This is a genomic window from Streptomyces sp. NPDC058872 (genome assembly GCF_042743065.1).
In the GTDB taxonomy this organism is placed as follows: Bacteria; Actinomycetota; Actinomycetes; order Streptomycetales; family Streptomycetaceae; genus Streptomyces.
The window spans coordinates 1-13,488 of the sequence record NZ_JBHYMK010000104.1 but is presented as its reverse complement, the minus strand read 5'-3'; the positions used below and the strand labels follow the sequence as shown (position 1 = coordinate 13,488).

The window sequence follows — 13,488 nt, the reverse complement described above, 5'->3', positions numbered from 1 at the left end:
GTCGCCGACCCCGACCGGAGGTTGTACGCGGAGTTCGGCGTGGAGTCCCACCGCAGGGCGCTGCTCGACCCGCGGGCCTGGCCGGCCGTCGTCCGGGCCGTGCTCCGCAGCGCCTGGCGCCTGCTCCGGGGGCGGGAACGCCCGCCGGCCACCAGCCAGCCCAACGGCCGGCTCGGCCTCCCCGCCGATTTCCTGATCGCCCCGGACGGCCGGATCGCCGCCCTGAAGTACGGCGAACACGTCTACGACCAGTGGTCGGTGGACGAACTCCTCGCCCACGCCGCCGCGCTCGGGCCGGCCGACTGATCAGGGCGTCCAGCCGACCCGGTGCTCCTCCAGGTGGGAGAGGACCGCGTGGTTCGCCTCCCAACCGTCGGGGAAGGAGACCGCCACCCCCAGTTGCACCGGATCCGTCGACGGGTGTTCGTCGAGGAGCTCCGCCACGCCCGCGCGGCACACCACGACACACGCGTGCCGGTGCCGGGAGGCCAGCACGCACAGCCGGCCCGTCTCCAGGTGGAACGCGGTCGCGTCGGGACGTCCCGAGAGGGGGTGGAGGACGACCGTCACGTCGTACTCGCGCCCCTGCAGCCGGTTCGCCGTGTCCACCGTCACGCCCGAGACGCCGAGCCCCGCGAGGGCCGCCCGGACCGCCGCCGCCTGGTCGCGGTGGGCCGTGCCGACGGCGATCCGGTCCGCGGTGAGCGGGACCGGGGCGTCCGAGCGCTCCGAAACGGTGGCGCCGCCCCGGTCCAGGAGCCGACGCACCACCAGGGCGATCGCGCCGACCGCCTCGGGGTCGGTGCGCGGGGTGTGCCGCGCGGGCAGTTCGAGCAGGCCCCAGCCGGACTCGGCCGCCTCGTCCAGCACCCGATCGGGGCCCGAACCGTCCGAGACCACCCCGAAGGACAGCCGTCGGTCCCCGTGCCCGGTGCCGCTGCGGAACGGCGTGTACGGGTAGAAGGCGTCCGAGACCAGCGGCGCCGCCGAGGCCGGCAGTCGCCACGAGACCGGCAGCCGGTGCTGCGGAAGCTCCGGGTTGTGCGCCAGCAGGGTGGAGACGGCCGACGCCGAAGGGTCGTACGCGAGCCCCGCCCACTGCTCCGCACCCACCACCGAGAACGGGTCCAACTGCCCCGGGTCGCCCACGAACAGCGCCCGCTCGAAGAGGCCCGCCACCGCGAGCAAGGCGTCCGAGCGCATCTGGTAGGCCTCGTCGACGATGGCGTGCGCCCACCGCTCGACGTTCTTCACGTGCCCCCACTTGGCGGCCGTGGACAGGACCACCGGCAGCCCGGCCAGCTCGCCGGCCTTCGCCGACTTCCGCACGTTCGCCAAGTCGTCCAGCGCCTTGTCGTACGGGTCGGTGTCGTTCGAGTGCAGCCGGCCGACCTCCAGCTCCGGCTCCTTCTCCGCGAGCCGCAGCACCAGATCGTCCACCTGCGCGTTCGTCTGGGCCACCACCATCAAGGGGCGTCCGGCAGCGGCCAGTTCGAGGGCGGCCCGGACCACCAGGGTCGACTTGCCCGCGCCCGGCGGGGAGTCCACGACCACGCCCCGGGCGGTGCCGTGCAGGGTGTCGGCCAAGATGGCGTCCGTCGCCCGCGCCGCCTCCGCGGAGGGGTCGAACACGGTCGGGTTCACAGGACGTCCTCCGGGGTGATGGCGTCGGGCGGTTCCACGGCGTCCGTCCCGGAGGGGGGACCGCCGTGCGTCCAGGGCGTCTCCTCGGGGTCCGGCAGCTTCGGCCCGACCCGCTGGTCGTGCTCGAACAGCGTCCAGGCGATCCGCTCGCCCTTCGCCGGCACCGAGCCCTCCGCGGGCTCCCTGGACCGGCCCATCCGGTCCAGGACCCGCAGCAGCAGCGAGCCGTCCTCCTCGTACCGCACGAACTCCGCCGTCTGCGGCTTGCCGTCCAGGGAGCGGTACACCCGCACCCGCTCGCCCAGGTGCGGCCGGTCGTCCGTGCGGACCGCGACCAGCGGTCGGGGCGCCGGCCGCTTGGACTCCGTCCACGCCATCACCACCTCGACCACCTCGGCCGTGAACGCCTCGCCCGAGAGCCGCCGCCCCGCCAGGACCAGGGGGTCGTCGAGGGCCTCCTGCGCCTCCAACTGCCCCTGCGCCTGCTCGCGGGCCGCGAGCTTCTGCGCCGCCGTCACCGCGTCGTCCCGGCGCGGCTGCGGCGGCTCCCCGGCCGCCACCCGGTCCCGGTGGCCGGTGAACGACCAGCGGTCGCGGGTCCAGCGGTCCTCGACCCTGGCCCCCTCCGGCAGCTCCCGCAGCAGGCCGATCGCCCGCCAGACCGCCTGCCAGGTCGGCTCCAGCTGGGAGGCGACCAGGCGGCGCACCTCCCGCTCGGCCGCGTGCAGCGCGCCGAGGCCGCTGTCGGCCGCCTCGCCGTCCTCGGCCGCACCGAGCGCCTGCCGGGCCCGGTCGTACCGCTCGATCGCGGGCGCCAACAGCGCGTTGTCGAAGGCCGGATCGGTCGCGGGACCTGCCGGCGGGCACAGCAGCTGCCCCCGGGCGTCCCGGCCCGACCCGGCGCGCAGCGCCGCCTCCGCACCCGACTCCCCCTCGTGCGGGTCGATCCAGGCGAGCAGCGCGCCCAGGTGCTGGTCCTCCAGGGAGGACTGGCCGGTCGCCCAGTGCCGGTTGAGCAGGTCGGTCGCCGAGAGCAGCAGCGAGGCCCCGGGGACCCGGGCCCGCTCGCCGAAGTGCGTCAGCCAGCGTCCGAGCAGCGGCACCCGCGGCGGTGCGGGGAACGGCGCCTCGGGGTCCTGCTCGGCCGTCCGCCGAAACCGCATCGACCGCCCGAGCAGGCGCACGTACTCGACGCCCGCCCGGCTCGGCACGATCAACTGCGGCGCGTCGGCGCACAGCTCGACCTCGACCTTCACCTTCTTGCCCGTCTCGGGGTCGACCTCGCTCCGCTCGGCCGCCTCCACGACCCCCGTGAACGGGTCGAGGTACGCCAGCACCTCCTCGGCCAGATCGGCGAGGAAGGCGAACCGCAGGTCGCGGTCCCGGGGTTGCGGCACCACCAGGAGACGGGGCTCCTCGGGGGCGGTGCCGACGAGCGCGCCCAACGGGGCCCCCGCCTCGCCGGCCGTGGTCAACGGCACCAGGACGAGCGGCCGTTTTGAGAGGTGGCGGTGCCGGACGGTCGCCAGCGGTTGCGCCCGCCCCGACTCGACGGCCTCCATCCGTGCGAGCGTGGAGATCAGCGACATGCCAGGGCCTCCCGGGACGCGGCACGACGACGGTTCAGCAGGGACACGGGCCCTCCCCGGAGGTGCCGGAGGGCCTTGACGCCAGCGCCTCCTCGCGCAGCGCCCGTGCCCGACGCAGGGCGGTGACCGCGGGATCCTCCGGGGCCGCTTCCCCCGCTGCTCCCGCACCGGGGGAGTCCCGCTCGCCGCGCGCCGCCGCCAGGACCTCTCCGACGGTGCTCAGACCGCCCAGCTCGCCCCGCACCGAACGCCCCAGGACCTCCACCGCACCCGCCTCCCGGGAACGCGACCGACAGTGGAAGGCCAACTCGCAGGCGGCCAGGCACTCCGGCGCGTACTGGTGGGGCACGCACTCCACGGCCGTCGTCAACTCTTCCGGGGTCCGCTCCACCACGTCGAAGTCGATGCCCTCCGGCAGGGCCCGGGCGATCTCGTCGATCCGGGTCAGCCTGGCCAGTTGCCGGCGGGTCACCGAACGCTGCTTGCGCACGTCGACCGTCGAGGCCGTCGGCAGGTTGGAGAAGTCCTTGGGACAGACCAGGAGCACCGACTGTGCGACCCGGGCGCCCTCGGTGCGGGCCGCGACCCGCTCCAGGGCGAGCACGTACACGGCGGCCTGACGGGCGGCGGCGCCCACCTTCGCCGCATCGGCCGAACCGTCGACCATCGGGAACGACTTGATCTCCACCACCGTCCACCCGCCGTCCGGGCGGACCACCACCGCGTCCGGCTCCAGGTAGACCGGCGCGCCGGCCACCTCCAGGGCGAGCAACGGATGGTCGAGCAGCGTCCAGGCTCCGGCTCCGGTCGCCTCCCGCAGCGCGAGCGCGGTCCGCGCCACCCGACCCGTGGGCCCGGCCGCCGACAGGTCCGGCACGGACACCTCGCCCGGTTCCTCGACGCCGATCAGCCGCAGCAGTTCGCGTCCGCCGTCCGCCTTGACCTTCGCCTCGAAGGAGTTGCCGCGGACGATCGCGAACTGCGACTGGCCGAACGGGGCGGGCGAGCCGATCTTCGCGGCGAGGGCCGACTTGTCGACCCCGGCCCCGTCCAACAGGGCCCGCCGTCGACAGCCGGGATTGGCGGCGAGCGCCGCGATCGCCCTGGCGTCCAGCGGGCGCGGCACGACGGCCGGGCCGCGCAGCTCAGCGAGTCTTCCCCGGGCTTGCGGCTCCGCTCGCTCCGGGGACGCCCCGCTCCGGGGTGTCGTCTGCGGTGGTCGTGACAGACCGCTGTCCAGGGATGCGCTCACCCGTGGAAGTCTCGCATCCACCACGGACAACCGGGGCCGCTTCCGCCCTGCCGCGCAGCCCGTCGGCGAGCCGGAGCACGTACGGGGTGAGGAGCGAACCGGCACCCATCACGGCGGCCCCGGCCACCGCGTCGAGCAGGTAGTGGTTGGCGGTGCCCATCACGACCACCGTGGTGACCAGCGGATACGCCGCTCCGAGGAGCTTGGCGGCCGGTGTCCGTCCGTGCCGCCACAGCATCGCCCCGCACCACAGCGCCCAGCCGACGTGCAGGCTGGGCATCGCCGCGTACTGGTTCGTCAGACCGCCGAGGCCGCGCGGCGCGCTGGCCTCCGCACCCCACCAGCCGTACGCGCTGAAGTGCGCCATCGTGTCGGTGAAGCCGTGCACCGGGGCGAGGAGCCGGGGCGGGCAGGTGGGCAGCAGCGTGAAGCCGACGAGCCCGAGCAGGGTGGACGCCATCAGCCAGGTGCGGGCGGCCCGGTAGTGCCCGGGGCGCCGGTGGAAGAGCCACACCAGGACCGCCGGGGTCACCAGGTAGTGCAGCGAGGCGTAGGCGAAGTCCGCCGGGACCCCGAGCGCGGCGACGTCCGTGAACAAACGGTTCAGCGGGGCCTCGATGTCGATCCCGAGCACCTGCTCCCACCGCAGGAGCGCGAGCCCGTGCTCGACGGCCGAGGCTTCGTCGCCCCGCACCAGCAGCCGCCCGCCGGAGTAGGCGGCGTACACGACGACGATCAGCGACAGCTCCGCCCACCAGCGTGGCCTGCGCATGGATGTGTTCCCCCCGGTCGGTGATCGCCCCGGGCGGGGGGACGCAGAACGGCCCCCGCAGGTTGCCCGGACGCCACCTCCGATTCACGTGGGAGATGATGGAAGGAGGCACGTCCGCACCGTGAACCTCTGGAGCGTCCTTCGCATGGCACCGCGCATCCTGCTCGCCCGACACGGCCAGACCGAGTGGTCACTCCTCGGTCGGCACACCGGCAGGACCGACATCCCGCTGCTCGACGAAGGACGACGCGGCGCGAAGCTGCTCGGGGAGCGACTGCACCGGGCCCCCTGGAACGACCTGCCCGGTGTGGACGTGCGCACCAGCCCGCTGGTCCGGGCGAGCGAGACCTGCGAACTGGCCGGCTTCGGTGACCGGGCCGAACCCTGGGACGCGCTGATGGAATGGGACTACGGGGCGTACGAGGGGCTCACCCCGGAGCAGATCCGGGAGATCCAGCCGGGGTGGTTCATCTGGCGCGACGGGGTCCCCGAGGGGGAGACCCTGGCCCAGCTGTCGGACCGCGCCGACGAGGTCGTGGAGTGGGCCCGCTCCGCCGACCGTGACGTCCTGGTCTTCGCCCACGGCCACATCCTGCGCTCCATAGGCGCGCGCTGGCTCGGAGAGGACGTCTCCTTCGCCTCCCGCGTCCGCCTCGACCCGACGAGCCTGTCGGTCCTGGGGTGGGCGTACGGGGCTCCGGCGGTCGAGCGGTGGAACGACACCGGCCACTTGGAGCGGTGACGTCCGGGACCCCGGTCGGCGGGGGTGGTCGAGGCCCGGCCGGCGTTCCGGTCAGCGGGTGCCGGCCAGCACCCGACCGGTCTCCGAAAGCAGGCCCCGGATCCGGGCCGAGGCGATGCCGTCGAGGGAGTCCATGACGCGCCGCGCTTCGGCCGCGGCCTCGTCCGGTCGACCGGCGTGTGCCAGGTCCTTGGCCAGGTGGGCCCGGTAGAGCGCGAGGTTCCGGGCGAAGTGCGGGTTCTGCAGCACGGCGGCCCGATGGGCGTGGCGGGCCGCCCTGCCCCATTCGCCGAGCGCCGACCAGCACTGGGCCTCCAGGGCCTCCCGCTCCGGCTCGCCGAAGAAGGACATCCATTCCGGGTCGCCGTCGGAGGGGCCCCGGTCGAAGAAGCCGTGCGCCCGGCCGAGGGCCTGTTCGCAGGCGGACCGGTCGCCGAGCCCCGCCCATGCGCCGGCCTCCCGCAGGGAGAGCAGGGAGAGCAGCCGGGCCGAGTCGAGCGCTCGGGCGGCCCGCAGGCCCGCCTGCGCCGCACGGACCGCCTCCCGGTACCTGCCGGTGTCCCGGGCCAGGAACGAGGTGTTGCAGAAGGCGTGCGCCTCCAGGGCCGCGTTCCCCGCCACGCGCGCGGTGGCCAGGGCCTCCGCATAGTGCGAGCGGGCGTCCTCGTGCCGGCCCGAGTCGTGGGCCAGCCAGCCGACGGACAGGGAGAGCTCGCCCGCGCCCGCATGGAGCCGCTCCTCGGTGGAGCGGCGGGACATGCTGCCCGTGTCGAGCAGCGCGTACGCGGCGCGCAGCGGCTGGGCGGCCGTCTTGTAGAGCCCGTCGGCGCCGTGCCGGTCGTCGACCAGCCGGATCTGCCGAACGGCGTCCTCGACGGCCCGCACCTCGGCCTCGCCGATCCGGTGGGTGCCGCGGGGGGAGGGGATCGCGACGGCGGGGCCGCCGAGTCCGAGCGAGGCGACCGCCAGGGTGGCGGAGCCGCTCGTCATGAATGCGCGACGCAGCACGTCGCTCTCCTCATCGTTCCGATGGGTGAGGGCGGCGGGGGGCGATGTCCCGGCCTGTCGCCTGCCGCGAACCGTTTCCCGTGCGGAGAACCCCAGGTCGGAGAGGTCCGAACCGGGAAACATGTGCAGGAAAACCCGCTCGTACGCGTAGTTGGGGCAGCGGATTTCGCCCGCTTCCACGCGCCCGATGTAGCGGGCGTCGCACGCGACCTGTTCGCCGATCTCCCGCGCCGCCCGGCGGACCGCCGCGGCGAACTCCGCCGGCGAGCGCTGTCCGCGGAGCCGACGGAAGGCGAGATTGGGAACTGCCCGTGACATCGCCATGGCCGAGCCCTCTCTGGTGCAGCCGGGTGGTCCGGCGGCAAGAACGTACCTGCTGTGACCGGATGCACACGCTGGGTTTGACTACAAATCGGATATCTCGCCTGCGATCTGCCATGAACTGCCATCCTTTGCGGCGGCATGGCGCCGTAGCCGTTGACGCGCGCGGGCGTTGAACCGTACGGGGAGGGACGAAACGTGCCTCCTCCCGTAGCGAGGAGGGGTTCCATGTCGGAAATCGGTTCGCAGTCGGCCACGCGGCCCGCCCCCGGGGCCGACGGGCCCCAGACCGCCGCCGAAGCCTGGGACCTGGTGACCGTGCCGGTCCGGCAGGGCCTGGAGGCCGTGGACATCCTGCGGCGCGCCGCCGCCCCCGCCGTCGGTTCCGTCGTCCACGACGGAACCTGCGACACCCTCGGCTTCCTGGTGCCGCCGGGCACCGCCGCGGCCTGGGACATGCCGGGCAGCGCCTGCACCCGGACCTCCGGCCGGGGCCTGCGCCTGCCCGAGCTGCCGGAACTGCCCGAACCGGCGGGCGACGCCCCCCGCCCCGCCGGCTGGCTGCTTCCCCCGGGGGACTCCGACCCCGTCACCGATCCGGCCGTGCTGCGCGAGGCGCTCGGCGAGGCGGCCCGGCTCATCGAGGCGGCCGACGGCTGCCGCTGAGGCCGCCGGCCGGGCCCTTCGCGCCCGGCCCGATAATGGACCCGTGGCCAGGAACAAGCAGCGGGACCGGGCGGCTGCGACCGCCCCCGTCACCGAGACCGTCGACGGCGGCCTCGCCGAACTCGTACCCGACCGGGAGCGCCCCCGGGGCTGGACGCTGCTCATCGACGGTGCCCCCCAGTCGTACGTCGACCTCGACGACCCCGCGCACCTCTCCTTCGAGTACCAGCGGCGACTCGGCCACGTCGTCGACCTCGCCGCCCCGCCGAACCGGCCGATCCAGGTGGTGCACCTCGGCGGCGGCGCCTGCACCCTCGCCCGGTACGTCGCCGCGACCCGGCCCCGCTCCACCCAGCAGGTCGTGGAGATCGACGGCCCGCTGGTCCAGTTCGTCCGTCGGGAGCTGCCGTTCGACGGCGCGGCCCGCATCCGGGTCCGTTCCGTCGACGCCCGCGTCGGCCTCGCCAAGGTCCAGGACGGCTGGGCCGACCTCGTCATCGCCGACGTGTTCGGCGGGGCGCGCACTCCGGCCCACCTGACCAGCACCGGGTTCCTCGCCGAGGTGCGCCGGGTGCTGCGTCCCGACGGCCGCTACGCGGCGAACCTCGCCGACGGGCCGCCCCTGACCCACCTGCGCGGCCAGATCGCCACCGCCGCCGCCGTCTTCCCCGAACTGGCGCTGGTCGCCGACCCCACGGTCCTGCGGGGGCGCCGCTTCGGCAACGCGGTGCTGCTCGCCTCCGACCGGGAGCTGCCGGTGGCCGAACTGACCCGCCGGGTCGCCACCGATCCGCATCCGGGCCGGGTGGAACACGGGCGCGCGCTCGCCGACTTCGCCGGGGGAGCGGCGCCCGTCACCGATGCGAGCGCCAAGCCCTCCCCCGCTCCGCCGGCCTCCGTCTTCCGCTGATCCCTACGCCTGTCGGTCCTCGATCTCCACCCGGGGCGCGGTGTCGTGCCACAGGCAGAAGACCGACAGTTCGCGGCCGTCCTTGGTGAAGGTGACCCGGATCCAGGTCGGCTGCTTCCACACCTGCATCTGCCAACCGGACGCGGGAGTCGCCGCGACCAGTTCGGCCGAGGACTCCCCGAGGTCGAAGGTGACCCGGCCGCCGTCCACCGGGTACGTCTTCACCTCCGAGCCGGAGTCCGACCCGGCGGGCGGGGCGACGGGGGCGACGGGGGCGCCGGTCGTCGCTGCGGGACGGTGCGAAGGGGAGGCGGTGGGGGAAGCGGGAGGGGTGGCGGCCCCGCTCGGAGCGGTCTCCACAGCGGTCGGCGCGGTGGGCGGGGTGCCCTCGGGCCGCCGGGTGGAGGAGGTCAGGGGTTCGGTGTCCGCCGCGTCCGGCACGTCGGTGGTGCCGACCGGCAGGGGCAGGGCGCGCGGCGGGTCGTACACCGTGCCGGACAACACGGTGTGCACCCCCCACCAGGACAGGGTGACCGCCGCGCCGGTGGCGAGCGACCAGGCCAGGGCGTGAACGAGTCCTCTTCGCACCGGGACATAGTGCACCACCCGTTCCGGGGCGGTGCGGGAGGGTGGACGTTGCCCGGGCCCTCACTCGAATGGCGTACGGTGCCGCCCATGGCAAGTGTGCTCGTGGTCGAGGACGACCCGTTCGTGCGCTCCGCCCTCATTCGGCAGTTGTCCGACGCCTCCCACGCGGTACGGAGCGTCGGCACTGCTCTGGAGGCGCTGCGCGAGGTCGCCCATTTCCGGTTCGACGTCGTGATCCTGGACCTCGGTCTGCCCGATCTGGACGGATCCGAGGCGCTCAAGATGCTGCGCGGGATCACCGACGTCCCCGTGATCATCGCGACCGCCCGGGACGACGAGGCCGAGATCGTGCGGCTGCTGCACGCCGGGGCGGACGACTACCTGGTGAAGCCCTTCTCCGTCGACCACCTCTCGGCCCGGATGGCCGCCGTGCTGCGCCGCTCCCGGGGGGCCGCCGGCGAGCCCCCGTCCTCCCCGGTCCTCCGGGTCGGCGGGCTCACCGTCGACCCGCTGCGCCGTCAGGCCGAACTGGACGGGACCTCGCTGGACCTGACCCGGCGCGAGTTCGACCTCCTGGCCTTCCTCGCCGGGCGTCCCGGCGTCGTCGTCCCCCGCAAGGAACTGCTGGCGGAGGTCTGGCAGCAGGCCTACGGTGACGACCAGACCATCGACGTGCATTTGTCATGGCTGCGTCGCAAATTGGGCGAAACGGCCGCCCGACCCCGCTATCTGCACACCCTGCGCGGGGTGGGCGTGAAGCTGGAACCGCCCCGGGAGCCGCAGCCGTGAGGTGGGCCCTCGTCAAGGTGTCGCTGGCCGTCACCGTCATGGTCGTCTTCGCCTTCGCCGTCCCCCTCGGGCTCGTCGTCCAGGAGATGGCCCGTGACCGGGCGTTCTCCAACGCGGAACGCCGGGCCGCCGGACTGGCCCCCGTCCTCGCGATCACCACCGACCGCGAGGAACTCGACAAGGCCGTCGCCACCACCGAGGACGGGGCCGCGGGTCGGCTCGCCATCCACGTGCCCGCCGTCGAACCCGTCGGTGCGCCGCTGGAAATCGGAAGCCGGCGGGCGGCCCCCGAGGAACTCGCCGCCACCCGCCGGCTCGGCCGGGCCTCCATCGCCGAGGTCCCCGGTGGCTTCGCCCTGCTCCAGCCGACCGCGCTCAGCAGCGGTCAGGTCGCCGTCGTCGAACTCTTCGTCCCCGAGGGCGAGGTCAGCAACGGCGTCACCACCGCCTGGCTCGTCCTCGCCGGCGTCGGGATCGCCCTGGTCGTCGGCTCCGTCGCCGTTGCCGACCGCCTCGGCGTCCGCATGGTCCAGCCCGCCCAGCGGCTCGCGGGCGCCGCCCACGACCTGGGTGAGGGCAAGCTCGGGGCGCGGGTTCCCGAGGAGGGGCCGACCGAGCTCAAGTCGGCGGCCGTCGCCTTCAACTCGATGGCCGACCAGGTCGTCCAACTGCTCGCCAACGAACGCGAACTGGCCGCCGACCTCTCCCACCGGCTCCGCACCCCGCTCACCGTGCTCCGGCTCAACGCGGCCTCCCTCGGTTCCTCCCCGGCCGCCGAGCAGACCCGCACGGCCGTCGAGCAACTGGAACGCGAGGTCGACATCATCATCCGTACGGCCCGGGAGGCGAAGCCGCAGACCCAGGCCACCGGGCCCGGCGCCGGCTGCGACGCCGCCGAAGTGGTCCGGGAACGGATGGACTTCTGGTCGGCGCTCGCCGAGGACGAGGGGCGGCGGGTCCGGGTCGCGGGCGTCGAACGCCCGGTCCGCATCCCGGTCGCCCGCCCCGAACTCGTCGCCGCCCTCGACGCCCTGCTCGGCAACGTCTTCCGGCACACCCCGGAGGGCACCGCCTTCTCCCTCGATGTCCACAACGGGGACGACGCCGTCATCGTCCTGGTCTCCGACGCCGGACCCGGCATCGTCGATCCGGCCGCCGCGCTGGCCCGGGGCAACAGCGGCGGCCGGGACGGCTCCACGGGCCTGGGGCTCGACATCGTGCGACGGATGGCGGAGGCCACCGGCGGCGACGTCCGGATCGGACACTCGGTCCTCGGCGGGACCGAGGTGCGGATCTGGATCGGCCTCGACGGGCGGCGCCCGGGCGGTGCCACGGGTCGCCGCGGCCACCGGACCGCCCGCCGGCGCAAGGCCCCGGGGGCCCGCCGGCCGGCCGGCGCATGAGCCCTCGCCGGAGCGAACCTTTCCTGGTTCCGATGCCTTCCTTAAGCGGAGCCTAAGGATCCCCATCCCGGTCCCGAGAAGGGCTTTTGTCCGTTCCCCTCTCGCTAGCGTGCTGCCGCACCCCACCCCCGGCACACAGAGGCAGGCACGCGATGGGCACGAGTTCGCACCGGCGCAGGACGAGCATCCGGACCAAGGTCGTCGGCGCGGCCGTCGCGGCAGCGGTCGTCGGCGGCGCCGCCTTCGCGCTCACCGGCACCGCCCAGGCCGCCTCCGTCGGCGCCGCCTACACCAGGACCAGCTCCTGGACCGGCGGCTACACCGGCCAGTACGTCGTCACCAACGAGACGACCGCCGCCCAGTCCGACTGGACCCTGGAGTTCGACCTCCCCGCCGGAACGACCATCGGCTCGCTCTGGAACGGCGAGCACACCGTCTCCGGCACCCACGTCACCGTGAAGCCCGCGAGCTGGAACAAGCAGCTGGCCCCCGGCCAGTCCGTCACCGTCGGCTTCGTCACCTCCGCACAGGGCCGGGCCGACGACCCCGTCAACTGCCTCATCAACAAGGCCGCCTGCTCGGCCGGGGGTGCCACCCCCACCCCCAGCGGACGCCCCACCGAGCAGCCGACCGCCACCCCGTCGACCACCGCCACCGCGAGTCCGCAGCCGACCGCCACCACCGACCCGAAGCCGACCGGCACGGCGACCCCCACGCCCACCGCCACCACCCCGACCCCCACGCCCACCGCGACCGGCACCCCCGCCACGGCCGCCCGGTACGCCCCGTACGTCGACACCTCGCTCTACCCGGCGTACGACCTGCTCGCGACCGCCGACGCCACCGGCGTGAAGGAGTTCAACCTCGCCTTCATCACCTCCGGCGGCTCCTGCGCCCCGCTGTGGGGCGGCGTCACCGACCTGGCGAACGACAGGGTCGCCGCCCAGATCGGAGCCCTGCGCGCCAAGGGCGGTGACGTCCGGGTCTCCTTCGGCGGCGCCGCCGGTCACGAGCTGGCCCTGAACTGCTCGACCCCCTCGGCGCTCGCCGCCGCCTACGGCAAGGTCATCGACCAGTACCGGCTCACCAAGGTCGACTTCGACATCGAGGGCGCCGCGCTGCCCGACACCGCCGCCAACACCCGCCGTTCACAGGCGATCGCCCAGCTCCAGAAGTCCCACCCCGGGCTCGACGTCTCCTTCACCCTGCCCGTCATGCCCGAGGGCCTGACCCAGTCGGGCGTCGCCCTGCTCGCCGACGCGAAGAAGAACGGCGTCCGCATCGACGCCGTCAACATCATGGCGATGGACTACGGACCGGCGTACAGCGGCGACATGGGGACGTACGCGATCCAGGCCGCGACGGCGACCCACGGCCAGCTCAAGGGCGTTCTCGGGCTCTCCGACGCCGCAGCCTGGAAGGCCGTCGCCGTCACCCCGATGATCGGCGTCAACGACGTCGCCAGCGAGGTCTTCACGGTCGCCGATGCCACCCAACTCGTCGACTTCGCCAAGTCCAAGGGGATCGGCTGGCTCTCGATGTGGTCCTCGACGCGCGACAAGCAGTGCGCCGCGGGCGCCGTCAACCACGCCGACGCCACCTGCTCCTCGATCCTCCAGCAGCCGCTGGCCTTCACGAAGGCCTTCGCCGCCTACGAGTGACCGGACCCCCGAGTCCCCCACGCGCGCGCCCCGGTCGGCCCCCACCCACCCCGTTACCTTTTCCGTGGCCCTGAAATGGGGCTCCTGGCCTCCGGGCCCGGCATGACTGTTGCCCCCTGTCGAAGGCATGACCTGGGGGGTGG

At 74.3% G+C, this 13,488-nt stretch carries 12 protein-coding genes and 1 pseudogene; 7 read left to right on the top strand and 6 right to left on the bottom strand.

Annotation, left to right across the window (positions count from 1 at the left end; genetic code table 11):
- A pseudogene (locus ACFW22_RS34720) lies at positions 1-306 on the top strand (AhpC/TSA family protein); the annotation flags it as partial.
- Here ACFW22_RS34720 and ACFW22_RS34715 read toward each other — a convergent pair.
- From ACFW22_RS34715 to ACFW22_RS34700, 4 genes are read right to left on the bottom strand one after another with little or no spacing between them, the layout of a single operon-like run.
- On the bottom strand, positions 307-1,644 hold the full coding sequence (locus tag ACFW22_RS34715) for an AAA domain-containing protein (protein WP_386412513.1): 1,338 nt from the start codon (positions 1,642-1,644) through the stop codon (positions 307-309).
- Positions 1,641-3,233 (bottom strand): hypothetical protein, encoded by a 1,593-nt coding sequence (locus ACFW22_RS34710; RefSeq protein WP_386412511.1) that lies wholly within the window; start codon positions 3,231-3,233, stop codon positions 1,641-1,643. Before ACFW22_RS34710 ends, ACFW22_RS34715 begins: the two co-directional genes overlap by 4 nt.
- 34 nt (positions 3,234-3,267) lie before the next feature.
- Complete coding sequence (locus tag ACFW22_RS34705) at positions 3,268-4,485, bottom strand: hypothetical protein (RefSeq protein WP_386412509.1); 1,218 nt, start codon at positions 4,483-4,485, stop codon at positions 3,268-3,270.
- Entirely contained in the window at positions 4,379-5,257 is an 879-nt protein-coding gene (locus ACFW22_RS34700; protein ID WP_386412507.1) for a phosphatase PAP2 family protein, read from the bottom strand. The genes ACFW22_RS34705 and ACFW22_RS34700 overlap by 107 nt, the downstream gene beginning before the upstream one ends.
- A 145-nt stretch (positions 5,258-5,402) precedes the next feature.
- Here ACFW22_RS34700 and ACFW22_RS34695 point away from each other — a divergent pair, with 145 nt between their 5' ends.
- Positions 5,403-5,999: a histidine phosphatase family protein gene (locus ACFW22_RS34695; RefSeq protein ID WP_386412505.1), complete on the top strand. Its 597-nt coding sequence runs from the start codon at positions 5,403-5,405 to the stop codon at positions 5,997-5,999.
- A gap of 51 nt (positions 6,000-6,050) precedes the next feature.
- On the opposite strand, the gene ACFW22_RS34690 is transcribed toward ACFW22_RS34695, so the two are convergent.
- On the bottom strand, positions 6,051-7,331 hold the full coding sequence (locus tag ACFW22_RS34690; RefSeq protein WP_386412503.1) for a tetratricopeptide repeat protein: 1,281 nt from the start codon (positions 7,329-7,331) through the stop codon (positions 6,051-6,053).
- Between the two features lie 225 nt (positions 7,332-7,556).
- Here ACFW22_RS34690 and ACFW22_RS34685 point away from each other — a divergent pair, with 225 nt between their 5' ends.
- Both ACFW22_RS34685 and ACFW22_RS34680 read left to right on the top strand, forming a co-directional pair.
- Positions 7,557-7,994 (top strand): hypothetical protein, encoded by a 438-nt coding sequence (locus ACFW22_RS34685; RefSeq protein ID WP_386412501.1) that lies wholly within the window; start codon positions 7,557-7,559, stop codon positions 7,992-7,994.
- 43 nt (positions 7,995-8,037) lie between these two features.
- Positions 8,038-8,904: a spermidine synthase gene (locus tag ACFW22_RS34680; RefSeq protein WP_386412500.1), complete on the top strand. Its 867-nt coding sequence runs from the start codon at positions 8,038-8,040 to the stop codon at positions 8,902-8,904.
- A 3-nt stretch (positions 8,905-8,907) separates the two neighbouring features.
- On the opposite strand, the gene ACFW22_RS34675 is transcribed toward ACFW22_RS34680, so the two are convergent.
- Positions 8,908-9,492: a hypothetical protein gene (locus ACFW22_RS34675; protein ID WP_386412498.1), complete on the bottom strand. Its 585-nt coding sequence runs from the start codon at positions 9,490-9,492 to the stop codon at positions 8,908-8,910.
- Positions 9,493-9,579: 87 nt separating this feature from the next.
- Here ACFW22_RS34675 and ACFW22_RS34670 point away from each other — a divergent pair, with 87 nt between their 5' ends.
- The 3 genes from ACFW22_RS34670 (at position 9,580) to ACFW22_RS34660 (ending at position 13,345) form a co-directional block, all read left to right on the top strand.
- The gene (locus ACFW22_RS34670) at positions 9,580-10,281 is read left to right on the top strand and encodes a response regulator transcription factor (protein WP_386412496.1); all 702 of its coding nucleotides are present in this window, start codon (positions 9,580-9,582) and stop codon (positions 10,279-10,281) included.
- Complete coding sequence (locus tag ACFW22_RS34665; RefSeq protein WP_386412493.1) at positions 10,278-11,684, top strand: sensor histidine kinase; 1,407 nt, start codon at positions 10,278-10,280, stop codon at positions 11,682-11,684. Before ACFW22_RS34670 ends, ACFW22_RS34665 begins: the two co-directional genes overlap by 4 nt.
- Positions 11,685-11,836: 152 nt before the next feature.
- A complete protein-coding gene (locus ACFW22_RS34660; protein WP_386412490.1) occupies positions 11,837-13,345 on the top strand; it encodes a cellulose binding domain-containing protein in 1,509 nt (502 codons plus the stop codon).
- Positions 13,346-13,488 lie beyond the last annotated feature (143 nt).

Coding starts and splice junctions, on each gene's coding strand:
- ACFW22_RS34710 (WP_386412511.1), bottom strand. CDS start 3,233: ATGTCGCTGATCTCCACGCTCGCACGGATGGAGGCCGTCGAGTCGGGG.
- ACFW22_RS34700 (WP_386412507.1), bottom strand. CDS start 5,257: ATGCGCAGGCCACGCTGGTGGGCGGAGCTGTCGCTGATCGTCGTCGTG.
- ACFW22_RS34695 (WP_386412505.1), top strand. CDS start 5,403: ATGGCACCGCGCATCCTGCTCGCCCGACACGGCCAGACCGAGTGGTCA.
- ACFW22_RS34690 (WP_386412503.1), bottom strand. CDS start 7,331: ATGGCGATGTCACGGGCAGTTCCCAATCTCGCCTTCCGTCGGCTCCGC.
- ACFW22_RS34685 (WP_386412501.1), top strand. CDS start 7,557: ATGTCGGAAATCGGTTCGCAGTCGGCCACGCGGCCCGCCCCCGGGGCC.
- ACFW22_RS34670 (WP_386412496.1), top strand. CDS start 9,580: ATGGCAAGTGTGCTCGTGGTCGAGGACGACCCGTTCGTGCGCTCCGCC.
- ACFW22_RS34660 (WP_386412490.1), top strand. CDS start 11,837: ATGGGCACGAGTTCGCACCGGCGCAGGACGAGCATCCGGACCAAGGTC.